Below are 22,380 nucleotides of genomic sequence, written 5' to 3'. Positions count from 1 at the left end.
CCATGTACGCGATCGCGGCGCCCACGAGCACCGCGAACGACGCGGTGCCGGCGATCAGGAACACGCGCCGGACGATCATCTCCGCGGTCACGGGTCGACGTCTCACACTCGCACTATCAGCACACACGGCGGACGCCGCGTCCCTCGATCGAGGGATCGGGGCGCGCTCGGCTGCCTACGGGTCGAATCTACACTTGCGGTCGTGAACCACGGCCTCCGGATCGGCGTGCTCGCGCTCCAGGGTGGGTTCCGCGAGCACAGGGACGTCCTGCGTCGCCTCGGTGCCGACGTCGTCGAGGCGCGTCTCGCAGACGACCTCCACGGTCTGGACGGGCTCGTGATCCCCGGCGGCGAGTCGACGACGATCATGCGCCTGGCTCGCCTCTACGGCCTCGATCGGGCGATTCGAGCGTTCCCCGGCCCCATTCTCGGGACGTGCGCGGGGATGATCGTGCTCGACCGCGCCCACCTCGGGATGGTGGACGTCGCCGTCGACCGGAACGCCTACGGGCGGCAGGTGGCGAGCTTCGAGGCCGACCTCACCGTCGTCGACGGCGGGAGCCCGCTGCGCGGCGTGTTCATCCGCGCCCCCCGGGTCGTCGACGTCGGCCCGAGCGTGCAGGTGCTGGCCACGCTCGACGGCGACCCGGTGCTGCTCCGAGAGGGGCGTGTCCTCGTCGCCTCCTTCCATCCGGAGCTGACCGACGACACGCGGGTGCACGAGAGGTTCCTCGACCTGGTGAGGGAGGGCATGCATGTCGGGGCATAGCAAGTGGTCGACGATCAAGCACAAGAAGGGCGCCGCCGACGCCAAGCGCGGCAAGCTCTTCTCGAAGCTCTCGCGCGCGATCATGGTCGCGGCGAAGGAGGGTGGGGGAGACCCCGCCACCAACCTCGCGCTCCAGAACGCGGTCGAGAAGGCGCGCTCCTACTCGATGCCGAAGGACAACATCGAGCGCGCGATCGCGAAGGGAACCGGTGAGGGCGGCGAGGGCTCATCCTTCGAGGCGGTCGTCTACGAGGGATACGGCCCGGAAGGGGTCGCGGTGCTCGTCGAGGCGTTGACCGACAACCGGAACCGCACCGCCTCCGAGGTTCGTCACGCGTTCACGAAGAACGGCGGCAATCTCGGCGCCACCGGCGCCGTCGCGTGGCAGTTCGAGCGGCGCGGCGTCGTCCTCGTGAGCGCCGAGGGGGCGGACGAGGACGAGCTGCTGCTCGTGGCCGCCGATGCCGGCGCCGACGACGTCGAGCGCGACGGCGCCGTGTTCCAGGTCACGTGCGCCCCGGAGCTCCTCCCCGCCGTCCGTGAGGCGATCGAGGGCTCGTTCACGATCGAGTCGGCGGAGCTCTCGATGGTGCCGAGGACCACCGTCGCGATCGGCGACGAGACGACGGCGCGTCAGGTCGTCCGTCTCGTGGAGGGGCTCGAGGAGTCGGACGACGTCCAGGACGTCTACGCGAACTTCGACATCCCGGAGGACGTCCTGGAGTCGGTCGCCGGCTGACCGCGCGCGCCGGCCCCGGGCGTCGGCGGGGGGCCGGAGGCGAGCCCGGCGGGGGCCGTCAGTTGGCCGCCGCGCGCTCGATCGTCAGAGGGCCGCGTCGCAGGTGTGCGGTCAGGTACCTGACGCCCGCTGGTCCCGCGACGATCCCGCGGCGTGCGCCCTTCGGGATCACGGTCGCGACGCCGGTGCGGAGGTCGGACTCCGCGTCGTCCACGGTCAGCGTGCCCCCGCCGGCGAGCACCACGAGCAGGACGTCGCGCTCCTCGTTGACGTGCTCGGCGATGTGGTCGCCCGGAGCCCACGAGAGCAGGGTGACGTTGAGGTCCTCGGTCGCGGTCCCGTACAGGGGTCCGCGGCCGTCCGCGGCGAGGAGGTCGACGATCTCGGGCACGCGCGCCGACCGTATCAGCGCGGCCCGGGGCGCCGCGCGCCCCTTCGGTCGTCCGGGGCGCTGCCTACCCTCTGCGCGTGAGAGTCCTCGGCATCGACCCGGGAACGGCGGCGTGCGGCTACGGGATCGTCCACGAGAGCGGCGGGCGCGTGACGGCCGTCGTCCACGGGTGCTGGCGTACGAGCGCCCGCGAGCGGCCGGAGCTGCGCCTGCGGACGATCTTCGACGGCGTCACCGCGCTCATCCGTGACCACGCGCCCGACGCCGTCGCGCTCGAGGAGTCGTTCGTCGGGGCGGACGCCCGCGTCGCGCTCTCCGTCGGGCAGGCGCGCGGCGCCGCACTCGTCGCAGCCGCGTCCGCGGGCCTCGAGTGTGCGGAGTACGCGCCCGCCCGCGTGAAGCAGGCGGTGTGCGGCTACGGTCGTGCGGACAAGCGGCAGGTCCAGAAGATGGTGCGCATGATCCTCTCCCTCCCCTCCGACACGCCCACCTCGCACGAGGCGGACGCGCTCGCCGTCGCGATCTGCCACGCGCTGCTGCCCCCGCTCGCGAGGATCGCCTCGTGATCGCGCGCCTCCGTGGTCGCCCCGCGGGACAGGCCCCCGACGGGCTCGTGCTCGACGTGAACGGGGTCGGGTACCTCGTCGCCGCGACGCCGTCGGTGCTGCGTCGGGCGGACGACGCGGCCGAGATCACCGTCGAGACGTACCTGCACGTCCGGGAGGACGCCCTCCAGCTGTACGGCTTCGCGGACGTGGACGAGCGAGAGCTCTTCACGCACCTGCTCACGGTGAACGGCGTCGGGCCGAAGGTCGCGCTCGCGGTCGTCTCGGGGTCGTCGTCGGCCGAGCTCCGGCGTGCGATCGTCCAGGGCGACCACGCCCGCTTCCAGGCGATCCCGGGGATCGGCAAGAAGACGGCGGAGCGCATCGTCCTCGAGCTGAAGGAGAAGATCGGCGAGGGCGTCGTCCCCGTCGAGCCGTCCTCGTCGCCCGGTCGTGCGCCGCACGTGGTCGCGCGCGACGCGCTCGTCGAGCTGGGGTACTCGATCGCCGAGGCCGAGCAGGCGCTCGCGGCCGTCGATCCCGACCTCCCGGCCGAGGAGCGCATCCGGCTCGCGCTCCGGACGGTGGCCGCGTGAACCAGTTCCTGGCACCGACCCTGCGGCCCGAGGACGAGGAGGTCGAGCGCAGCCTCCGGCCGCGGAGGCTCGACGACTTCGTCGGTCAGGACCGGGTGAAGGAGCAGCTCGGGATCGCGCTCGATGCGACACGTGCCCGCGGCGAGGCGCTCGACCACGTCCTGCTCGTCGGCCCACCCGGCCTCGGCAAGACGACGCTGGCGCAGATCGTCCGGGAGGAGCTCGGCGTCGGGATCCGCACGGTCGCGGGGCCTGCGCTCGAGCGCAAGGGAGACATGGCGGCGATCCTCACGGCGCTCGAGGAGCGCGACGTCCTCTTCGTGGACGAGATCCACCGCGTCAACCGTGCGATCGAGGAGATCCTCTACCCGGCCCTCGAGGACTTCCGCCTCGACATCGTCGTCGGCCAGGGCCCGGCCGCGAGGACGCTCACGATCGACCTGCCGCCGTTCACGCTCGTCGGCGCGACGACGCGCACCGGCCTGCTCACGACGCCCCTGCGCGACCGCTTCGGCATGACGTTCCGCCTCGGGTACTACGACCCGGGTCAGCTCGCGGCGATCGTCCTCCGCTCCGCGGACATCCTCGAGGTCGAGATCGAGGACGCCGCCGCCGCGGAGATCGCCCGCCGCTCGAGGGGCACGCCGCGGATCGCGAACCGGATCCTGCGCCGCGTCCGCGACGTCGCCGAGGTGCGCCATCAGGGTCACGTGACCATGGAGATCGCCCGGGAGGCGCTCGAGCTCCTCGAGGTGGACGAGCGGGGCCTCGAGCGCATCGACCGCGACCTGCTCGGGGCCGTCGCGCACAAGTTCGGCGGCGGGCCGGTCGGCCTCTCGACGCTGGCGGTGACGCTCGGGGAGGAGCCCGACACGATCGAGGACGTCTACGAGCCCTTCCTGCTCCAGCTGGGGTTCCTGCAACGCACGCCCCGGGGACGGGTGATCACCGAGCTCGGACGAGAGCACGTCGGAGCCCCCGCCGACGACGGGAGCCTCTTCTGAGCGCTCAGCAGATCTGGACGCCCGGTACGGCCGGCCCCGTCGAGGAGCTCGTCACGCGGATCCACCGACGGATCGAGACGTTCCGGGAGGAGCACGACCTCGCCCAGGTCGCCGTCAGCGTGGAGCTGCTCGACGGCTCGTTGCTGAGGCTCGCACGGCTCTCGTCCGAGCCCGGCTTCGGCTTCGTCACGCTCTGTCCGCACACCGATGGGGACGAGCCCGAGGAGCGGATCGTCCCGCTCGGGACGATCCGTGAGATCCGGATCGGCGCCGTCGAGCCGGAGCTTCGTCTCGGGTTCTCGGTTCCTCCCGAGACGTAGGGCGCCCGGGCGCGCCGGAGCTCCTGTCGGCCGTGCGAGCGGCGCCGCGCCGTCAGTCCCGGAACTGCACTGCGTGCCAGGAGGGTGTCGGGGCGAGCTCGAGCAGCGCGCGACCTCCGCGCGGCTCCGCGTAGCCGAAGTCCCCGGTGTCCTCGTCCCACGAGACCTCGAGCGAGCCGCCCTTCACGCGGTGGTCGAGGTAGGCGCTGCGGAAGACGAGCTTGCGGAGCCAGTACACGAGCGACTCCCCGTCGAGCACGCCGATCCGCTCCCAGTGACGGACGAGGTACCGGCCGAGGCTGCTCCGCGGCGTGGCGATCCTGCCCTGCCACGCGAGCTCGACGAGGTCCGCCGTCTCCTGCTCGTCGAGGTCGTTCGAGGCGACGAGCCCGAGCTTCACGGCGGCAGCCGTCACCCGCTCCTCGAAGTCCTGCGCCCCGAACCGGAACTCGTAGCGCATGAACTCGATGACGAAGTCGTCGCCGGAGACGTAGTTCTCGTCGCTGGCCGACACCGTGGAAGGGTAGCCTCGTCCCGATGGGTGACCGTCGACTCCTCATCGGCGCGATCGCGGCGGTGCTCGCGATCTGGCTCGTCGGGGCCGCCGTCACGCGGTACTCGCTACAGGAGATGGCGTTCTTCGCGCCGATCGCCGTCGTCGTCGTCGGAGCGACCGTCGGCATCGTCCTGCTCTGGGTGAAGATCGTCATGCAGCTCCGGCAGGAGCGGCGGGCACGGCACGGCGAACGCTGACGTCCGGGACGCCGCGCGGCCGCCCGGGCCGCCGTCGCGAACGTCGTCCGACGGCGGTCGTACCGTCGAGAGACGATGGACGCCGGCCGCTGGACGATCCGTGACTGCGACCTGGAGCAGGTCGAGACGCTGACGCGGGAAGCCGGTGTCGGCGACGTGACCGCCCGCGTGCTCGTCCGCCGCGGGCTGACCGACCCCGGGGCTGTCCAGGCGTTCCTCGACGCGGAGGACCCCCGACACGACCCGTCCCTCCTCGGCGACATGGCCGCTGCCGTTGCCCGCATCCGCCGGGCTGTCGCCGACGGCGAGCGGATCTGCGTCCACGGCGACTACGACGTCGACGGGATCTGCGCGACGGCCGTGGCGGTGCTCGTCTTGCAGGAGCTCGGCGCGGACGTCACCTGGCACGTGCCGAGCCGTTTCGACGAGGGGTACGGGCTCGCCGCGCAGACGCTCGAGCGCCTGGCCGGAGAGGGCGTCGGCCTCGTCGTCACCGTCGACTGCGGCATCACCGCCGTGGACGAGATCGTCCGCGCCCGTGCGCTCGGGCTCGACGTCGTCGTGACCGACCACCACCGCCCCGGTGACGCGCTCCCCGACTGCCCGATCGTGGCGACACGGCCGTCCTCCTACCCGTTCCCCGAGCTCTGTGGCACCGGGGTCGTGCACAAGCTCGCGGAGGCGCTCCTCGGTCGTGACCACCCACTGCTCGATCGGCAGCTCGACCTCGTCGCGCTCGCCACGATCGCCGACGTCGTGCCGCTCGTGGGCGAGAACCGCGCGCTCGCGAGCGCCGGGCTGCGGCGACTGGCGCGCACGACCCGGCCCGGGTTGCGCGCACTGATGCGATCCGCACGCGTCGACCCCGCGGCGATCGACGCCGGCGCCGTCGGCTTCCGCCTCGGGCCGCGGATCAACGCGGCCGGGAGGCTCGAGCGGGCGGACACCGCCCTCGCGCTCCTGCTCACGGAGGACGAGGGCGACGCCGAGCGGCTGGCGGGCGAGCTCGAAGCGCTGAACCGCGAGCGCCAGGCGGTCGAGGATCGGATCCTGCGCGACGCCACGGCACGGATCACCGCGTGGCCGGAGCCTGCCCGGGCGCGCCGTGGGTACGTGTTGTGGGACGAGGACTGGCACGAAGGGGTGATCGGCATCGTCGCGTCGCGGCTCGTCGAGCGATTCGGCCGCCCGGTCGTGCTGATCGCCGCCACTGCGGACGGGTGGAAGGGGTCGGGCCGCTCGGTCCCGGCGTTCGACCTGCACGGCGCGCTCGGTGCGTGTGCGCAGCATCTCGAGCGCTTCGGCGGGCACCGTGCCGCCGCCGGGCTGTCGATCGCCACCGACGAGCTCGAGGCGTTCGCCCAGGCGTTCGGCGACCACGCCGATGCGGTGCTGACCGATGCCGACCTCCGGCGCGAGGTCGTCGTCGACGCCGTCGTCCCTGCCTCCGTGTTGACGCTCCAGCTTGCGCAGGAGCTCTCCCGGCTCGCCCCGTTCGGCCTCGGGAACCCCGACGTCACGCTGCTCGTCGCCGGTGTCGACGTCGTCGCACCGACGACGGTCGGAGACGGCAAGCACCTGCGCTTCCGGGTGCGCCAGCACGGTCGAGACGGCGGGAGCGCGATCGCGTTCGGCCAGGGTCGCCGTCTCGAGCACCTGCACGACGGCGGACGGTTCGACCTCGTCTTCCGGCTCAAGGAGAACCACTGGAACGGCAGCGTCTCCCCGCAGCTGGTCGTGGGTCAGATCTTCGAGACACCCGAGGCCTACGTCCGCCTGCGGGACGAGCTCCTCGAGCTCTGGCGCGCCGGCGAGCAGTCCTGGTCGCCCGAGGCCCGGCGGGTCTTCACGGAGCTCGGGCTCGGGGCCGGGGGCGGAGGGCGGCAGCTTCTCGAGTCGCCCGCGTTCCGGGCGCTGCTCGCCGCCGCCGGCGCCGACGAGCCGCTGGCGCGCGCCGCCTAGGCGCATCCGCGTGCGCTCCACCCCCACCGATGCGATCGTGGTCGGCGCCGGGCGCCGTCCGGCGCAGGCACGGCGGAGTCAGCGTCGGGGGCCGGCCGAGCCTCGGAGGCGGTCGTCCGGCGCGGTCACCGTGAGGGCGAGCGAGAGCAGGAGGCGGCGGGCGCGCCAGAGCCGAATCCGTCGCCGCAGCGTCACCATCGCCACCTCGTGTTCGCGGTCGCGGGCGCCGATCCTATGGGCGAAGGAGCGGAAAGTACACTGACGCCATGGCAGTCCTCGACGCCGAACGCCATCACGAGCACCTCGTCAACGAGCTGATCGCGACGGTCGAGACGTACAACCCGGGGGTCGACAAGGAGCTGATCCGCCGGGCGTTCGACTACGCCGAGCGGCAGCACCGTGGCCAGACGCGGCGGTCGGGCGAGGACTTCATCAACCACCCGTGGGGTGTCGCGCAGGTCTGCGCAGAGCTCCATCTCGACGAGCAGACGATCGCGGCCGCACTCCTGCACGACGTCGTCGAGGACACCGGCGTCGAGCCGGACGAGCTCCGTGCCGAGTTCGGCCCCGAGATCGGCCAGCTCGTCGAGGGCGTCACGAAGCTGACCCGCATCTCGTTCTCCAGCCGGGAGCAGGCCGAGGCCGAGAACTACCGGAAGATGATCGTGGCGATGGCCCAGGACGTGCGGGTGATCCTGATCAAGCTCGCCGACCGGCTGCACAACATGCGGACGATCGAGTACCTCGGGAAGCAGAAGCAGGTGCAGAAGGCGAAGGAGACGCTCGAGGTCTACGCGCCGCTCGCGCACAGGCTCGGCATCCACGCGCTCAAGTGGGAGCTGGAGGACCTGTCGTTCCAGATCCTGCATCCCCGGAAGTACGCGGAGATCAAGGCGATGGTCGCCGATCGTCGGGCAGACCGCGAGGCACAGGTCGAGCTCGCCGGGGAGCTGCTCGCGACCGAGCTCGACAAGGTCGACATCCCCGCCGAGATCCTCGGCCGCGCGAAGCACTTCTACTCGATCTACGACAAGATGGCGAAGAAGGGGCGGGAGTTCAACGAGATCTACGACCTCACCGCCATGCGCGTGATCGTGGAGCGGAGCGGGGAAGAGGGCACCCGTGACTGCTACGGCGCGCTCGGGATCATCCACTCGCTCTGGAAGCCGATGCCGGGGCGCTTCAAGGACTTCGTCGCGATGCCGAAGCTCAACCGGTACCGCTCCCTGCACACGACGGTGATCGGGCCCGCGGGCACCCCGCTCGAGATCCAGGTGCGCACGCGCGAGATGCACGAGGAGGCCGAGTTCGGGGTCGCCGCGCACTGGCTCTACAAGCGTGGCCGTTCGAAGAAGTCGGACGACGAGTGGCTGACGTGGGTCAACTCATTGATGGACTGGCACGGCGACGACCAGGACGCCGCCGAGTTCATGCGCACGCTCCGCACGGACCTGTTCGACGACGAGGTCTACGTGTTCACGCCGAAGGGCGAGGTGAAGACGCTCCCCGCGGGCGCCACGCCGATCGACTTCGCGTACGCGGTGCACACCGACGTCGGTCACCGGACGGTCGGGGCGAAGGTGAACGGACGCATCGTCCCGCTCCACTACCGGCTCAAGAACGGCGACTTCGTGGAGATCCTCACGTCGAAGTCGGGTCGCGGGCCGTCACGTGACTGGCTCGCGCTCGCAGCCTCCTCCCGTGCCCGCAACCGCATCCGTCAGTGGTTCCAGCGCGAGACGCGCGGCGAGACGGAGGCGAAGGGCCGCGAGGCGCTCGACCAGGCGCTGAAGGCCCAGAACCTCCCCTACCGCAAGCTCCAGGGATCCGCGGTGCTCGCGCAGGTGATCCGCGAGCTCGGGTTCAAGAAGGCAGAGGACTTCTACCTCGCCCTCGGCTCGGGGAAGATCGGCACGGGTCAGGTCGTGAACAAGGTGCTCCAGCGGCTCAAGACCGACGAGGTCGCGGAGGAGCCCGCCGTCACGCTCAAGCCCGCGAAGGCACGGTCGACGGTCGCCGGCGACCGCCTCGGCATCGTCGTCCCGGGCGTCAGCGACGTCCTCGTCCGGCTCGCGAAGTGCTGCACACCGGTGCCCGGGGACGACATCGTCGGCTACATCTCGCTCGGGCGCGGGATCACGATCCACCGGGCCAGCTGCCCGAACGTGAAGGCGCTGATGCGCAACCCGGAGCGCTTCACCGAGGTGGAGTGGGAGGAGGGGGCGGCGACGTCGAGCTTCCGCGTCCAGGTGGCGGTCGAGGCCTGGGATCGGCAGCGATTGCTCGAGGACGTCGCCCGGACGTTCGCGGAGCACGGCGCGAACATCGTCGCCTACGGTGGATCGGTGGAGGACGGGCTCGCACGGAACTGGTACACGGCCGAGCTCGGCGACGTGAAGGACCTCCGCTCGCTGCTCTCGGGCCTGCGGCAGCTCGAGGCCGTCTTCGACGCCTATCGCGTCACGCCGGACTGAGTGGGCTTTCGGGCGTCCGCGGCTGCGCACCCGGGGGCCCCAGGGCTTCTCTCGCCCCGCGGGCGGGCCGGTGGACATCCCTCGTTCGAGGGAGGCGATCCCTCGAACGAGGTACCCCTCCCGAACGAGGGAGGGTCACTCGAACGAGGGATCGCTCACGTGCGCCAGCGTGCAGGAATGTCCCTCGACGTCAGGTGAGAGAGGCGGCGACCGGCCTCCGCCGCTCCGACACGTCCCGCCGCCCGCCTCTTGAGGGAGCCGAGTCGCGTGGGCGACCGCTACGGATCCCAGGCCTCGCCGCCCGTGTCCCACCCGATGAGGACGTGGGCGGCGATCCGGCCGGCGACTTCCTCGAGGAGGGCGGGATCGGCGTTCCCGTCGATCACGAGCTCGCCGACGACGGACTCCTCGAACCGGATCGGTACGGCCGACCGGCGCCGCTCGTCCGGGTCGCCTACGGACGGGCCGAGCACGAGTGATCCCTCGTCGAGAAAGGCGATGCCCGCCCACGCGATGCCGGGCTCGGCGGCGAGGATCCGCACGGTCTCGCGGAGCGCCTCGTCCGCGTCGTCGGATCGTGCGAGGACGTCGTCGAGCTCCTGCAGGGCGCGTTTGCTCACTCGGCGAGGTCATCTCCCTCGAACGCGCGGATCGGTGCTCGGAGGCGCTCGGGGATCGGCATCGGCCGCCGCGCATCGAGATCGACGAGCACGAGCGTCTGCGTCGCCGTCACCATCAGCTGCCCGTCGGGGAGTCGGTGGGCGGCGCACTCGTACGTCACGCTCGTGCGGCCGATCCGACCGATGCGCACGAAGCACTCGAGGAGGTCGTCGAAGCGGGCCGGCGCGTGGTACTGGACGTCGGAGGCGCGCATCACGAACTCCGCATCGTCGACGCGCTCGTGGCCGAGGTGGCGGTGGTACTCGGTGCGAGCGTGGTCGAAGTAGGGGAGGTAGCGCCCGTAGTACACGACGCCCTGCGCGTCGGTGTCGGAGAACCAGACGCGTGTGAGCGCCGAGTACTTGAACGGCGGGCGCTCACCGGTGACGCGGCCGAGCTCGAGCGGGTCGCTCATCCGCACGATTCTAGGGCGCAGCCGGCACGACGCCCGCCGGTCTCCTCGGAGCGGCCCGACCCGTCAGCCGGGCGGCCACGGCGCCGGGCAGGGGTCCCACGGGCCCGGCCACTCCGCGTAGGCGTCGCGTGGGTCGTCGGTCGCAACGCTCACCGAGGCTGCTCCGAACCGACCGGCGGCCTCGCTCACCGGGTAGTGGATGTCCTCGGGGTCGACCCGGTCGCCGATCATGAGAATCGCGCACGGGCCGGCACCCGCCCCGACGAACACGTGGCGCGTGCCGGCGGGGCAGTGGACGTAGTCCCATTGGCGGAGACGGCGCTCCTGCTCCTCCACGATCAGCACGCACTCGCCGGCGAGCACGAGGAAGTCCTCCTGGGCCGCCTCCTGGTGGTAGCGGCACGACGGCTGGCCGGGCTGCAGGACGTGGACGTTCACCCCCGTTCCCGACCAGGCGCTGTCGCGGGGCTCGGGCGAGACGACGGTACCCGCCTGCGAATTCGTCCACGCCCGGCAGTCGGCGAGGTTGAGCACGAACCAGCCGTCGGACGTGACCACGCGGCCGTGTGGTGTGACGTCCGTCGTCGCCTCGGGGACCGCTTCGTCCCTCACGTGCGGATCAGCTTCAGCACCTCGTCGCGACGGCGCTCCATCTGCTCCCGTGACAGCGCCTCGAGGTTGAGGCGGAGCAGCGGCTCGGTGTTCGAGGGGCGGACGTTGAAGTGCCAGTCGGGGAAGTCGACGGAGATCCCGTCGAGGTGCGTGACGACTCCTCCCTCGGCGGCGTACCGCTCCTTGAGCTCCTGGAGCTTGAGCGCGACGTCGGCGACCGGCGTGTTGATCTCCCCGGTGAGGAAGTACCGGCTCCGGTAGGGCTCGAGCAGCGCCGAGAGCTTCTTGCCGCTGCGCGAGAGCAGCTCCAGCACGAGCAGGAAGGGCACGACGCCCGTGTCGGCCTGTGAGAAGTCGCGGAAGTAGTAGTGCGCCGACACCTCGCCGGCGAAGATCGCGTCCTCCTTGCGCATGCGGTGCTTGATGAAGGCGTGACCGACCCGGTTCATGAGCGGCACGCCTCCGGCTTCCTCGATCGTCCGCGGCACCGCCCAGCTCGCGCGGACGTCGTAGATCACCCTCCCGCCGGGCTCGCGGGCGAGCATCGCCTCGGCGAGGAGCGCGGTCGCGAAGTCGCCGGGGACGAACTCTCCCGTGTCGTCGACGAAGAAGCAGCGATCGGCGTCACCGTCGTACGCGACGCCGACGTCCGCACCCTCTGCGCGCGTCCGCTCGACGACGAACGCGCGATTCTCGGGCAGCAGCGGGTTCGGCTCGTGGTTGGGGAACGATCCGTCGGGCTCGAAGTAGCAGGCGACGACGTCGACGTTCGGCAGCCGCTCGAGCACCGGCGGCAGCATGACGCCCGCCATGCCGTTCGCGGCGTCGACGACGACCTTCAGCGGGCCGACGGCGTCGACGTCGACGAACGAGAGCACCTTGTCGACGAAGCCCGGCCAGACGTCTTCCTGGCGCACCCCGCCGCGCTGCGTCACCGGCCCGAAGCCGGCCTCCGCGCGCCGGCGGATGTCGTCGAGCCCGGAGTCGCCGCCCACCGGCAGTGCGCCACGGCGGACGATCTTCATCCCCGTGTACTCCTTCGGGTTGTGCGAGGCGGTGACGCAGATGCCGCCCTCGAGCCCGAGCTCACCGACTGCGTAGTAGACCATCTCCGTCCCCACCATCCCGAGGTCGAGCACATCGGCGCCGCCGTCGGCGGCCCCGTCGATCACGGCCGCGGCCATGGCGGGCGCGGAGAGGCGCATGTCGCGACCGACGGCGATCACCCGGGGCTCGAAGTGCTCCACGTACGCGCGGCCGATCGCGTACGCGCCCTCCTCGTCGATCTCCGACCCGTGGAGGCCGCGCACGTCGTACGCCTTGAACACCTTCGGGTCGAGCACACGTCCATCGTACGGGGGGCGCAGCAGGCGCGGCGCAGTCGTCCGCGCGGGGGAGAGGGGCGTCCGTCGGTCGGCCCTCTCCCCCGCGCGGCTACGAGACGGTCAGCAGCGTCTCGACTTCTTCGTGAGCGTGACGGGCCCGCTCCCCGCCTGCTGCACGACGGCGGTGACGGTGAGCCTGCCGGTAAGCCCGTCCATGGTGAAGCGGGCGGTGTACGGCGCGCGCGCGTCGCTCGCCTGCTTCGTGCGTGCGCCGCCCTTCACGGCGAACCGGACACGCTGCGTCTTCGCGACGGACGACGGAGTGACCTCGGCGACGAGCGCCTTCTTGACGCACTTGACCGTGAGCACCGGCTCGCAGGAGCCGCTCGTCAACCCGACGGAGACGTTGTCCGCGTAGCCGTAGATCGCTCCACCCGACACCGGCCGCTGCGCGGTGAGCACGACCCGCAGCTGGCGGGTGCCTCTCGGCGCTGTGCGCTGGGCGGCACGCCGCAGTAACGTCGTCTCCGCGAGCGTCGCACCGCGAACCGCCGGGACAGCGACCTGCGCTAGCTTCGCCCCGTCCTCGGACAGGAGCTCGAGAGCGAGCTGGATGCTCGAGTCCGGGTTCCGCTTCAGCGAGCCGAGGTACCCGGACACACACGCCTTCACGCCACCGGCGTCGATCTCCGCTGCCGCCGAGCTGACGTCGATGGCTTGGCTGGCGACCGACCGCTGCAGGGGGTATCCGGCCCAGAGGAAGTTCTTGCCACCGCCGATCTGCGCGCTCACGGCCTTCGACGGGTAGTACGGGTGCGCACCGTACTGGGCCGCCACGAAACCGGCCTCCTTCTCCGGGACGGTCGACCACTCCCAGCCCGGCGGGATGAAGTTCACCGCTCCGACGTTCGCGATGTTCGTCTGACCAGGTCCTGCCTCACCTCCCGGGTTCTGCACGAGGTTCCCCTGCGGGAGCGCCGCGTATGCCACCGCGGCAAGCGCCGCGAGCCCGGCCACACAGGCAACCAAGGCGAGCGAACGGAGTCTCATCTCCACCTCCTGGAAGGGTCGCCGTACACCGCGCAGGAGCGCCGGGGCAGCCGACCGCGTTCGTGTCGTGCGAAGGGCGCTCAGCCGCCCAACGCAGCCCCAGTGGGTGCTGCCCTCCCCGTCATCGGAGGCCTCCGCGGTGTCGGGACAACCTATTCCATCGGGTGAAAATGTCAACAGCCGCGCTGGCACGGCGCGCGCTCGGTCAGGCCGTCGCTTCTTCGTCAGGCCGTCGCGGCCTCGGCCGCGGTCAGTGCGCCCCGGCCGCGTCGTCGATCAGCGCCCGACGGATCGCCTGCGACGACTCCTCGTCCGGCGACTCGGAGATCACGGTGGCCGGTCGCTCGAAGCGGCCGAGCGCCGCCCGCAGCGGCTCCGCGCGGAGCGTGCCCTCACCGTAGGGGAGATGGTGCTTCTCGTTGCGGTTGGCGAAGGCGATGTCCGAGAAGTGGACGTGGAAGGGCACGCCGTGCTCGAGGACGGCGTCGACCGTCGCGAGCGACTCCGCGAAGCGTTCGACCTCGAGGAAGGCTCCGTCGCTCGTCGCGTGCATGTGGGCGAAGTCGACGACCGGCCGCACCCATTCGACCTCGCTCGCGATCGCCACGCAGTCCTCGAGTGATCCGAGATCGCGAACGCGTCCCATCACCTCGACCCCGAACGGCACTGCTCGTCCCTTGCCCTCCAGGCGTTCGCGCAGGATGCCGAGCTGCTCCACGACCGATGCGATCGCGTCCCCGCGGGAGCGACCGAGGAGGAAGCCGGGGTGGAGGACGACGAGCTCGGCGCCGCACGCGGCGGCGATCCCGGCGGAGCGGTCGAGCGCGCCGACCGCGGACGACCACTTGCGCCCTGACGCCTCGAGGTGCCCCATGAAGCCGAACAGTGGCGCGTGAACGGACAAGGCGACGTCGTGCTCGCGGGCGAGCTCGCCGAGGCGCTCGGCCCACGGGTAGTCCATCCAGAAGCCGCCCTCGAAGTCGATCTCGCAGGCGGCGTACCCACGGTCGACGAGCAGCCGGACGGCCTCCTCGGCGGTCTCCCTCGAGGGCACGCGCGCCGGGCCGACGCGGATCCGTCCCATGCCCACGACTGTACTCCCCCTGCCGGGACGAGGGTCGCCGTCGCACCGCTCGCCGACGCGTCGGCGGAGACATCGCGGGCCGGCGGCCGGGGCACGAGATTGTCCTGCAAATCGCGGGAGTTCTGGGCTGGCGGGAGGGGCGTGTGCCGTCCGACGCCCTCCGTACCCTGCGCCGCATGGAGCAGCCGACGCGCATCGACCTTCTCGAGCTGGACATCGACCTCCGGCTCACCGACCTCTGGAGAGAGGCGGCCGACGTGACCGAGTGGAACCTCGACGTCGTCTCTGCCTTCATGCGTGCGTCCTACGGCAAGGGCTACTGCGACGCGCTCACCGAGGAGTCGCCGGGGATGCTCTGCCAGGAGCACGGCTACGACGTCCCCGACCGTCACCCGGGGCTCCGCGAGGCCGCACGGCGTGACGCGGCCTGAGGCCGTCACCGGTCCGTAAGCGGCGCGCGCCCCTCTCCCGTCTACACTGTCCGGGATGGCCGGGAAGGGGTCGCCAGCTCGTCTCGTGATCGCACTCTCGATCGCGGCTGTGCTCGCCGTGTTCCTGCTGTACACCTCGATCGCGGGTGGCGGGACGCCCTCGATCTCCCCGAGCGAGCTCCAGGGACGCACCGACGAGGTGGCTCTCGCCGGGCTGGTCGTCGGGCCGGTCACCGGTGACGCCCACGACGGCGGCCTCCGCTTCCGGCTCAAGGACATCGAGGGCGACGACCCGACCACGATCCCCGTCCTGTACACGGGATCGGTGCCCGATCTGTTCCGCGCCGACCGGCACATCGTCGTCGACGGAACGCTCGTGGACGGCACCTTCGTCGCGGTGCCCGGGACGATGATCACGAAGTGCCCCTCGAAGTACTCGGAACTCGAGCCCGAAGCGTAGGGTAGGAGCCCCGTGCCGGAGCTCGGGAGCGCAGCGCTTCTCGTCACGCTCGGCCTCGCCGTCTACGCCCTCGTCGCCGGGGCGGCCGCCGCCGTGACACGCCGCCGCCGCCTCGCGGCGTCGGCGCGCAACGCCCTCGTCGCGTCGTTCGCCTCGACAGCGGTCGCCGCGGGCGTGCTGCTCACGGGATTCCTCCGCAACGACTTCTCGCTCGCGTACGTGACGGCGACCTCGAGTCGGGAGCTGCCGATCCCGTACAAGATCTCCGCCTTCTGGGGCGGGCAGGAGGGGTCGCTCCTCCTCTGGCTCCTCGTGCTGACCGGGTATGCCGCACTCGTCGTGCGCGCGAACCGCCGTCGGGCGGCCGACCTCATGCTCTGGGTGACCCCGGTGCTCGGCGGAGTCGTGGTCGGCTTCTCGTGGCTGCTCGTCGCCGTGTCGAGCCCGTTCGAGACGATCCCGGCGCCGCCCGACGGCCGCGGACTCAACCCGAGCCTCCAGAACCCGTACATGGTGAGCCATCCGGTGCTCCTCTACATCGGCTACGTCGGTCTGGCAGTGCCGTGGGCGTTCGCGATGGGATCCCTGCTCTCCGGCCGCACGGACGAGCGATGGATCGTCGCCACGCGCCGCTGGACGCTCGCCGCCTGGACCGCGCTCGGCCTCGGCCAGCTGCTCGGGGCGCACTGGGCGTACGTCGAGGTCGGTTGGGGCGGGTACTACGCGTGGGACCCCGTCGAGAACGCGGCGCTCATGCCGTGGCTCGCCGCCACCGCCTTCCTGCACTCCGTGATGATCCAGGAGAAGCGGGGGATGCTCCGGGTGTGGAACATGGTGCTCGTCTCGCTCGCGTTCTGCCTCTCGCTCTTCGGCACGTTCCTCACGCGGTCCGGCGTCGTGAACTCGATCCACTCGTTCACGCAGAGCTCGATCGGAGCGTGGTTCCTCGCCTTCATCATCGTCGCCGTCGCCTTCTCGCTCGCCCTCATCCTCTGGCGCCTGCCCGCCCTCCGTTCCCGGACGCGCCTCGAGTCGCTCGTCTCCCGCGAGGCGACCTTCCTCTACAACAACCTGCTGCTCGTCGCGCTCTGCCTGACCATCCTCTGGGGCGTGCTGTGGCCGATCGTCACCGAGGCCGTGCGCGGGGAGTCGGTCGTCGTCGGCCGTCCCTACTACGACTTCTTCCTGCGCATCTTCGGGCTGCCGCTCCTCCTGCTGATGGGGATCGCGCCGCTCATCGCCTGGCGCCGGGCGTCGCTGCGCAGCCTCGGCAGGGCGTTCAGCGTCCCCGCTGCGGTCGCCGGCGTCACCGGTGTCGTGCTCCTCGTGCTCGGGGCCGGGTCGTCGATACCCGGCCTCGTCGCGTATACGTTCTCGTCCTTCGTGATCGCCGCGATCGTGATCGAGTTCTGGCGCGGCACGGTCGCCCGCCGGGCGCTCTCGGGGGAGTCCGTCCCCGTGGCGCTCTCCTCGCTCGTCAGGCGGAATCGCCGCCGCTACGGCGGCTACGTCGTGCACGTCTCGATCGTGCTGCTCGCGATCGGGGTCGCCGGCTCGAGTGCCTACGACCTCTCCGTCGAGGGCCGTCTCGCGCAGGGTGAGACGCTCCGCGCCGGTGACTACGACCTCACGTACGCGAAGCTCGTCGAGCGCGAGGCGAGCAACGCGACCGAGGTCCGCGCCCTGCTGGCGGTCGAGCGCGGCGGCTCGTCTCTCGGGACGGTGGAGGCGGGGAAGAACGCGTACAGCGTCGAGCAGCAGGTGTCCAACGAGGTCGGCATCCGCACCGACTACCTCCGCGCCGAGGACCTGTTCGTGATCGCCGAGCAGGTGAACGACGACGGGAGCGTCTACTTCCGCGTCTTCGTGAAGCCTCTCGTCAACCTGATCTGGCTGGCGGGGGTCGTGTTCCTCGCCGGCTCCCTGATCGCGCTCTGGCCGGACGCGCGGGAGGAGCGGCGCCTCGCGACCCGCTATGCAGAGGCGGGGGCGCCGGCCGGCGCGTCGCCGACTCCGTGACCGCCGCCCTGGTGCTCGCGGCCCTCCTGGCCGTCGCGTGCGTGGTGATCGTGGCGCTGCCCTTCCTCCGCGAGCCCACGCCGACGGCAGACCGCATGGACGACCTCGATCCGCTCGTGCGGAACCGCCTCGAGCTCGCGGAGCGGAGAGACCGGGCACTCGAGGCGCTCCGGGAGCTCGAAGCCGATCACCGCGCCGGGCGCGTCGACGACGGCGACTACCGCGCTGCGGTCGGGAGCCTTCGTCGGGAGGCGGCCGAGGCGCTGCGAGCGCTCGACGCCGCGCAGGAACAGCCGCGGCGTCGGTGAACATCACCTCCAATGGGCCGTCGCTCAGCGGTCGCCGTTCTCCTCGTGCTCGTGCTCGTGCTCGTCTCGCCGGCCGCGAGTGACCCAGGGTCGGAGAAGGAGCAGGTCGATGCCCGTATCGGTGACCTGCGCGACCGGATCGCCGACGCCGACGCCGCGACGGGTGTGCTCACCTCCGAGCTCTCGGCGATCGCGGCCCGCGTGCGCACCGCGCAGGCGGCAGTCGCAGCAGGGCAGGCGGAGCTGACGGCGATCGAGCTCCGTCTGGCCGACCAGCGCGTCCGCCGTCAGCGCCTCGATCGTCGCGTCGCCGCCCTCGCGACACGCCTCGGGCACCTCCGACAGGAGGAGGCGACGTCCGTCGCGCGACTCGAGCGGCGTGTGCGCGAGATCTACATGGCCGACGATCCGGACCCGGTCGCGTTCGTGATCGGCGCGGCATCGTTCGGTGACCTGATCGACACGATCGAGCTGCTCGACCGCATCGGACGGCAGGACGAACGGATCGTCAACGCCGTCCGACGCTCGCGCGAGCGGATCGCGACGGCAACGCGCGAGGCCCGTGAGGCGCGGGTCGAGGCGCGAAGGGTGGAGTCGGAGATCGCGAGGCGCGTCGTCGAGAAGCGGGTCGTGCGCGACCGCCTCGTCGCGAGCCGCGACACGCTCGCGGCGGCGGAGAGCGAGAAGGAGCTGAAGCTCGGGTCGCTCCGCCAGGAGAAGGCCGAGTACGTCGAGGAGGTGGAGTCGCTCGAGGCCGAGAGCGCCGCGCTGGCAGCCCAGATCCGTGCAGCCCAGGAGCAGGCTGCGGCGGCCGCGTCGAGCGCGGAGACAGGCCCCGCTCCGGCGCCGAGCCCGGGCGGGCTCGCCTGGCCGGTGAGCGGCCCCGTGACGAGCGGGTTCGGCCCCCGGTGGGGCCGGATGCACGAGGGGATCGACATCATGGTCTCCACCGGGACGCCCGTTCGCGCATCGGCTGCCGGAACGGTGATCTACGCGGGCTGGCTCGGCGGCTACGGACTGCTCGTCGTCGTCGATCACGGCGGCGGGCTCTCGACCGCGTACGCGCACAACTCGTCCCTTGCGAGCGGCGTCGGCACCGTCGTCGCGCAGGGCGACGTGATCTCGTACAGCGGAAACACGGGGAACTCGACCGGCCCACACGTCCACTTCGAGGTGCGCGTCAACGGCAGTGCGGTCGATCCGATGGGCTATCTGTAGCGCCCGTCGCCGCCGCGGCGCACCTGGGTCTCAGGCGGCCAGCTCCGACGACGTGCCGCCGTCGTCGATGCCGAGCTCGAGCTCGTCGGTGACCACCAGGTGGAGGTCCGGGAGTGCGCGCCATCGCTCGTCGAGGCCGAGGCCGTACCCAGCGAACAGCTCGTCGGGCACCGTGAAGCCGATCCACCGCAGCGGCACGTCGTCCACGAGCCGTCGGTACGGGCGGTCGAGGAGCGTGACAGCGGACAGGCTCGCCGGGCCGCGCAGGGACAACGTGCGGACGAGGAAGCCGAGCGTGAGCCCGGTGTCGACGACGTCCTCGACGATCACGACATGGCGGCCTGCGACCGGCAGGTCGAGGTCCTTGAGGAGGCGGACGGCGTCGCCCGCGCCACCGAGGTACGGCGCGAGCTCGATCACGTCGAGCTCGTGCGGGATCGGCAGGGAGCGCGACAGGTCGGCGAGGAACACGGCGCTCGACTTCAGCGGCGCGATCAGGATCGGATTCAGGCCTGCGAGCTCGGTGGCCAGCTCGGCGCCGAGCTCGGCGACCCGGTCGCCGATCGCCTGCCGCGAGAGGTAGACGTCTCCGATCGGGTGGCCCTGGGCGCGCAGCGGGTCGACCGCGGACATCAGGAGACCTCCTTCGGGATTGGCGCGTCCGTCGTCACGAGGCGAGCCGCAGCCGGTGCCGCTGCGCGAGGCGTTCGATGTCGCGCCGGTAGAAGAGCTTCACCTTGACGTCCGGGTAGAGGCGCCGCACCTCGCGCAGCTTCCGGTTCTTGCGCGTCACGAGCGACTGCTTCATCACCGTCACCTCCACGTACAGCTCCTGATCGGGGAGGTAGAAGTCCGGAGTGAACGCCCGTGTGACGCGGCCGTCCGGTGCGCGCTCGAGCACGAACGAGCGCGGCTCGTACGCCCACGGGACCCCGTAGAAGTCGAGGATCTTGGCGCACTCCAGCTCGATCTGGTTCGCGAAGCGGGGTGCATCTACGCCGCGGTAGGCGCGGAAGAAGAGCGTGTCCGCTGGGTCGGACGCCACCGCGGCAACGGTAGCGGGGCGCCCGGACGACCTCGCTCGGGTCGCGAAGCCCCCTCGAATCGGGAGGCCTCCGGCTCGTAGACTGCACGTATGACACCGTCGTCGACGTTCCGCATCGCGCACCTCTCCGATCTGCACTGCGGGGGCCCGTACTTCGAGCCGAACCTGCTCGTGCGGGCGATCAGCGAGATCAACGACCTCGCTCCGGACGTCGTCGTGTGCACCGGCGACCTGACAACGCTCGGCTTCCGCCACGAGTACCAGACGGCACGCGAGTACCTCGACCGGCTCGCCTGCGAGCACCTCGTCGTCGTCCCGGGGAACCACGACTCACGGAACGTGGGCTACGTGCACTTCGAGGAGCTGTTCGGGCCCCGGAACTCGGTCCTGCGCAACGGCGACGTCGCGATCGTCGCCGTCGACTCGACCGAGCCCGACCTCGATCACGGGCAGATCGGGCGCGGGCGCTACCCGTGGATCGAGCAGGAGTTCACGGCGGAGCCTGCGACGCTGAAGATCTTCGTGCTCCACCACCACCTGCTGCCCGTCCCGGGGACGGGTCGGGAGCGGAACGTCGTGTACGACGCGGGTGACGCGATCGAGTGCCTCCTGCGCTCCGGCGTGCACCTCGTCCTCTCCGGGCACAAGCACGTCCCGTACGCCTGGCGGCTCGAGAACCTCTTCGTCGTCAACACCGGCACGGTGTCGTCCCTGCGTCTCCGCGGCAACACGCGGCCCTGTTACAACCTGATCGAGGTCTCCGGCAGCCACGTCGACATCTGGCGCAAGCACCCGTTCCACGGGCAGGAGAAGATCATCCAGTTCTCCGTCGACACCTTCGAGTACGAGAAGTACACGGGTCGCATCGAGCGCGAGGTGTCGTCACGGTGAGGCGGCTGCTCGCGCTGATCGACGGCGAGCACTACGCCCCCGTCGTGCGCGACGCGCTGGCAGCCCTCGACGGTGACGTGGTCGGCGCCGTCCTCGTCGGCGGCACCGAGAAGCTCCGCGGCGGGGAGGCCTACGGGGTGCCTCTGCGCGAGAGCGTGGAGGGGGCGATCGAGGAACTGCGACCCGACGCCGTGGTCGACCTGTCGGACGAGCCGGTCCTCGGCCCCGTGGAGCGGTTCCGGCTCGCGAGCCGCGTGCTCGCACTCGGCGTCCCCTACGAAGGCGCCGACTTCCGCCTCGCGCCTCCGGAGTTCGCGCCGGTCGACGTGCCGTCGCTCGCCGTCGTCGGCACCGGGAAGCGGGTCGGCAAGACCGCCGTCACGGGGTACCTCGCCCGGCGGCTGGCGCTGCGGAGACGCGTCGTCGTCGTGGCGATGGGTCGAGGGGGCCCGGCCGAGCCCGAGGTCGTCACCGTCGCGCCGACGGTGGAGGCGCTCGTCACGCTCTCCCGCGACGGACGACACGCGGCGTCCGACCACCTCGAGACGGCGGCGCTCGCGGGTGTCGAGACCGTCGGCTGCCGGCGCTGCGGTGGCGGGCTCGCCGGCGCCGTTGCGACGTCGAACGTCGTCGAGGGCGCGGCGGTCGCGACGGCGCTCGGGCCGGACCTGCTCATCTTCGACGGATCGGGTGCGGCTCTGCCGCCCGTCGCGGCCGAGCGGCGCGTGCTGGTCGTCGGGGCGCACCAGGATCCCCGCGTCGCCACCGGCTACCTGAACGCGTACCGCGTGCTGCTGGCCGACCTCGTGGTCGTCACGATGGCCGAGGAGGACACTGCCCACGCCGAGCTCGCGACCGACCTGCGCGCACTCGTCCGGCGCGGGGCGCCGGTCATCCGCACCGTTCTCCGGCCGCATCCGGCCGAGCCCGTCGCCGGTGAGCGCGTCGCCTATTTCGGGACCGCCCCGGCGTCGCACCACGACCGCATCGCGATGGAGCTCGGTGACGTCCACGGCGCCCACGTCGTCCACGTCTCCGGGGCCCTCGCCGACCGCGCGCGCCTGCGGTCGGAGCTCGTGGACGTCGACGCGGAGACCTTCGTCGTCGAGCTCAAGGCCGCCGCTATCGACGTCGTCGCCGAGGAGGCGATGCGACGAGGGGCGAGGGTCGTGCTCGCGGCGAACGACGTCGTCCCGCTCGCGGGCGAGCCCGATCTCGAGGCGGCGCTCGAGCGGCTGGCCGGGGAGGCCCTCGGCGCTGCGTCGACCGGGGTGACGCCGTGACCGGCTCCCGCACCCTCTGGCGGGCG

The 22,380-nt window shown here is 71.6% G+C and carries 26 protein-coding genes; 16 read left to right on the top strand and 10 right to left on the bottom strand.

The window, feature by feature from the left end:
• The first annotated feature begins 202 nt into the window (after positions 1-202).
• Together pdxT and AC162C_RS03105 are read left to right on the top strand one after the other, a co-directional pair.
• Positions 203-769, top strand: a complete 567-nt coding sequence (gene pdxT, locus AC162C_RS03110) for a pyridoxal 5'-phosphate synthase glutaminase subunit PdxT (protein ID WP_484096265.1) — start codon at positions 203-205, stop codon at positions 767-769.
• Positions 756-1,508: a YebC/PmpR family DNA-binding transcriptional regulator gene (locus AC162C_RS03105; protein WP_462973219.1), complete on the top strand. Its 753-nt coding sequence runs from the start codon at positions 756-758 to the stop codon at positions 1,506-1,508. The genes pdxT and AC162C_RS03105 overlap by 14 nt, the downstream gene beginning before the upstream one ends.
• 58 nt (positions 1,509-1,566) lie before the next feature.
• On the opposite strand, the gene AC162C_RS03100 is transcribed toward AC162C_RS03105, so the two are convergent.
• A complete protein-coding gene (locus tag AC162C_RS03100) occupies positions 1,567-1,899 on the bottom strand; it encodes a cupin domain-containing protein (protein ID WP_484096264.1) in 333 nt (110 codons plus the stop codon).
• Positions 1,900-1,976: 77 nt separating this feature from the next.
• On the opposite strand from AC162C_RS03100, the gene ruvC reads away from it, so the two are divergent.
• From ruvC to AC162C_RS03080, 4 genes are all read left to right on the top strand, one after another.
• Positions 1,977-2,465 (top strand): crossover junction endodeoxyribonuclease RuvC, encoded by a 489-nt coding sequence (ruvC, locus tag AC162C_RS03095; RefSeq protein ID WP_462973217.1) that lies wholly within the window; start codon positions 1,977-1,979, stop codon positions 2,463-2,465.
• Positions 2,462-3,040 (top strand): Holliday junction branch migration protein RuvA, encoded by a 579-nt coding sequence (ruvA, locus tag AC162C_RS03090; RefSeq protein ID WP_462973216.1) that lies wholly within the window; start codon positions 2,462-2,464, stop codon positions 3,038-3,040. Before ruvC ends, ruvA begins: the two co-directional genes overlap by 4 nt.
• Entirely contained in the window at positions 3,037-4,044 is a 1,008-nt protein-coding gene (ruvB, locus tag AC162C_RS03085) for a Holliday junction branch migration DNA helicase RuvB (RefSeq protein ID WP_484096263.1), read from the top strand. Before ruvA ends, ruvB begins: the two co-directional genes overlap by 4 nt.
• A 119-nt stretch (positions 4,045-4,163) precedes the next feature.
• Positions 4,164-4,364, top strand: a complete 201-nt coding sequence (locus AC162C_RS03080; RefSeq protein ID WP_462973214.1) for a hypothetical protein — start codon at positions 4,164-4,166, stop codon at positions 4,362-4,364.
• A gap of 52 nt (positions 4,365-4,416) precedes the next feature.
• Here the strand turns inward: AC162C_RS03080 and AC162C_RS03075 are convergent, their stop codons facing one another.
• Complete coding sequence (locus AC162C_RS03075) at positions 4,417-4,878, bottom strand: hypothetical protein (protein WP_462973213.1); 462 nt, start codon at positions 4,876-4,878, stop codon at positions 4,417-4,419.
• A gap of 23 nt (positions 4,879-4,901) precedes the next feature.
• Here AC162C_RS03075 and AC162C_RS03070 point away from each other — a divergent pair, with 23 nt between their 5' ends.
• The 3 genes from AC162C_RS03070 to AC162C_RS03060 all read left to right on the top strand — a co-directional run bounded on the left by AC162C_RS03070 (position 4,902) and on the right by AC162C_RS03060 (position 9,553).
• Positions 4,902-5,117 carry a hypothetical protein gene (locus AC162C_RS03070; RefSeq protein WP_462973212.1) on the top strand — a complete coding sequence of 72 codons (216 nt, stop codon included), beginning with the start codon at positions 4,902-4,904 and terminating at the stop codon, positions 5,115-5,117.
• Between the two features lie 75 nt (positions 5,118-5,192).
• The gene (gene recJ, locus AC162C_RS03065) at positions 5,193-7,079 is read left to right on the top strand and encodes a single-stranded-DNA-specific exonuclease RecJ (protein WP_484096262.1); all 1,887 of its coding nucleotides are present in this window, start codon (positions 5,193-5,195) and stop codon (positions 7,077-7,079) included.
• 266 nt (positions 7,080-7,345) lie between these two features.
• A complete protein-coding gene (locus AC162C_RS03060) occupies positions 7,346-9,553 on the top strand; it encodes a RelA/SpoT family protein (RefSeq protein WP_484096261.1) in 2,208 nt (735 codons plus the stop codon).
• A gap of 278 nt (positions 9,554-9,831) precedes the next feature.
• Here AC162C_RS03060 and AC162C_RS03055 read toward each other — a convergent pair whose 3' ends face one another.
• The 6 genes from AC162C_RS03055 to AC162C_RS03030 form a co-directional block, all read right to left on the bottom strand.
• Positions 9,832-10,173 carry a hypothetical protein gene (locus AC162C_RS03055; RefSeq protein WP_484096260.1) on the bottom strand — a complete coding sequence of 114 codons (342 nt, stop codon included), beginning with the start codon at positions 10,171-10,173 and terminating at the stop codon, positions 9,832-9,834.
• Complete coding sequence (locus AC162C_RS03050) at positions 10,170-10,628, bottom strand: acyl-CoA thioesterase (RefSeq protein ID WP_462973208.1); 459 nt, start codon at positions 10,626-10,628, stop codon at positions 10,170-10,172. Before AC162C_RS03050 ends, AC162C_RS03055 begins: the two co-directional genes overlap by 4 nt.
• A 63-nt stretch (positions 10,629-10,691) precedes the next feature.
• Entirely contained in the window at positions 10,692-11,240 is a 549-nt protein-coding gene (locus tag AC162C_RS03045; RefSeq protein ID WP_484096259.1) for a cupin domain-containing protein, read from the bottom strand.
• A complete protein-coding gene (locus AC162C_RS03040) occupies positions 11,237-12,583 on the bottom strand; it encodes a phosphomannomutase/phosphoglucomutase (protein ID WP_484096258.1) in 1,347 nt (448 codons plus the stop codon). The genes AC162C_RS03045 and AC162C_RS03040 overlap by 4 nt, the downstream gene beginning before the upstream one ends.
• A gap of 102 nt (positions 12,584-12,685) precedes the next feature.
• Positions 12,686-13,615 (bottom strand): hypothetical protein, encoded by a 930-nt coding sequence (locus AC162C_RS03035; RefSeq protein ID WP_484096257.1) that lies wholly within the window; start codon positions 13,613-13,615, stop codon positions 12,686-12,688.
• Between the two features lie 250 nt (positions 13,616-13,865).
• Entirely contained in the window at positions 13,866-14,699 is an 834-nt protein-coding gene (locus tag AC162C_RS03030; protein WP_484096256.1) for a sugar phosphate isomerase/epimerase family protein, read from the bottom strand.
• 176 nt (positions 14,700-14,875) lie between these two features.
• Between AC162C_RS03030 and AC162C_RS03025 the strand changes: the two genes are divergently transcribed.
• From AC162C_RS03025 to AC162C_RS03005, 5 genes are read left to right on the top strand one after another with little or no spacing between them, the layout of a single operon-like run.
• Positions 14,876-15,130 carry a hypothetical protein gene (locus tag AC162C_RS03025; RefSeq protein ID WP_462973203.1) on the top strand — a complete coding sequence of 85 codons (255 nt, stop codon included), beginning with the start codon at positions 14,876-14,878 and terminating at the stop codon, positions 15,128-15,130.
• A 55-nt stretch (positions 15,131-15,185) separates the two neighbouring features.
• On the top strand, positions 15,186-15,590 hold the full coding sequence (locus AC162C_RS03020) for a cytochrome c maturation protein CcmE domain-containing protein (protein ID WP_484096255.1): 405 nt from the start codon (positions 15,186-15,188) through the stop codon (positions 15,588-15,590).
• Positions 15,591-15,602: 12 nt separating this feature from the next.
• A complete protein-coding gene (locus tag AC162C_RS03015) occupies positions 15,603-17,609 on the top strand; it encodes a heme lyase CcmF/NrfE family subunit (RefSeq protein ID WP_484096254.1) in 2,007 nt (668 codons plus the stop codon).
• The gene (locus AC162C_RS03010) at positions 17,606-17,917 is read left to right on the top strand and encodes a hypothetical protein (protein WP_484096253.1); all 312 of its coding nucleotides are present in this window, start codon (positions 17,606-17,608) and stop codon (positions 17,915-17,917) included. The genes AC162C_RS03015 and AC162C_RS03010 overlap by 4 nt, the downstream gene beginning before the upstream one ends.
• Positions 17,918-17,929: 12 nt before the next feature.
• A complete protein-coding gene (locus AC162C_RS03005) occupies positions 17,930-19,135 on the top strand; it encodes a murein hydrolase activator EnvC family protein (RefSeq protein WP_484096252.1) in 1,206 nt (401 codons plus the stop codon).
• A gap of 30 nt (positions 19,136-19,165) precedes the next feature.
• Here the strand turns inward: AC162C_RS03005 and AC162C_RS03000 are convergent, their stop codons facing one another.
• On the bottom strand, positions 19,166-19,768 hold the full coding sequence (locus tag AC162C_RS03000) for a phosphoribosyltransferase (RefSeq protein WP_462973198.1): 603 nt from the start codon (positions 19,766-19,768) through the stop codon (positions 19,166-19,168).
• Between the two features lie 34 nt (positions 19,769-19,802).
• Positions 19,803-20,180, bottom strand: coding sequence for a PDDEXK family nuclease (locus AC162C_RS02995; RefSeq protein ID WP_462973197.1), 378 nt, complete (start codon positions 20,178-20,180; stop codon positions 19,803-19,805).
• Positions 20,181-20,270: 90 nt separating this feature from the next.
• Between AC162C_RS02995 and AC162C_RS02990 the strand changes: the two genes are divergently transcribed.
• Entirely contained in the window at positions 20,271-21,071 is an 801-nt protein-coding gene (locus AC162C_RS02990; protein ID WP_484096251.1) for a metallophosphoesterase family protein, read from the top strand.
• Entirely contained in the window at positions 21,068-22,354 is a 1,287-nt protein-coding gene (locus AC162C_RS02985; protein ID WP_484096250.1) for a 2,3-diphosphoglycerate synthetase, read from the top strand. Before AC162C_RS02990 ends, AC162C_RS02985 begins: the two co-directional genes overlap by 4 nt.
• Positions 22,355-22,380 lie beyond the last annotated feature (26 nt).

Source organism: Gaiella sp., assembly GCF_057140465.1.
The sequence above is the reverse complement of the archived record's forward strand: the minus strand, read 5'-3'. Positions and strand labels throughout refer to the sequence as shown.